We start from the raw sequence: 534 nt of genomic DNA, 5'->3' as shown, positions 1-534 counted from the left end.
GGCCTCGACCGCGCGGGCGGCATCTTCCTGCGTGGCGGCGGCGGCTTGCGTGGCGGTGGCGCCGGTGACCGGGTTGGCGCGCTCGAAACTACCGCCGCCCGTGGCGGGGGTGAATGCGCCGCCAATATAAAGATCGAGCGTGTCCATGGGGTGTCCTCCTGTTCCCGAGCCCATCCGACGAGCTCCTCCGAGACCGAGGCTAGAGGAACGCGCGGGCTCCAGAAATGCACGCGCGGGGCTGGAAATTGCACGCAAGCGGCGCAAAGCTGCGCGTGACGGCATCGCAGGAGGGTGGGGAATGAGCAAAGGAGCCTTGCGCGATACGACGCGAGCGGTCGTGCACCGCATCCACGCGTCCTTGCAGGAAACGGGATTCGCGTTGCGCCCCGCGCAAGGCCATCTCGTGCTTCTGTCCGGCGGGGCGGGCCGGCTGATCGCGCCGGTTGGGCGGGACGCGCGGCCCGTATCGCTACCTGTGCCGGGGCTGGCATGGCTGCCTGCGGGGGCCGAGGCGCGGTTTGTCGCGGCACCGGG

The 534-nt window shown here is 70.6% G+C and carries 1 protein-coding gene; it reads left to right on the top strand.

What is annotated here, in order from left to right:
- Positions 1 to 298: 298 nt before the first annotated feature.
- A partial coding sequence (locus NHG85_RS13380) for a hypothetical protein (RefSeq protein ID WP_253333175.1) occupies positions 299 to 534 on the top strand: 236 nt, incomplete at its 3' end.

Origin of the sequence: Limimaricola litoreus, from assembly GCF_024159025.1 — a bacterium.
GTDB classification, from domain to species: domain Bacteria; phylum Pseudomonadota; class Alphaproteobacteria; order Rhodobacterales; family Rhodobacteraceae; genus Limimaricola; species Limimaricola litoreus.
Note: the sequence above shows the minus strand (reverse complement) of the source record. Positions and strands in the feature narration are given on the sequence as shown.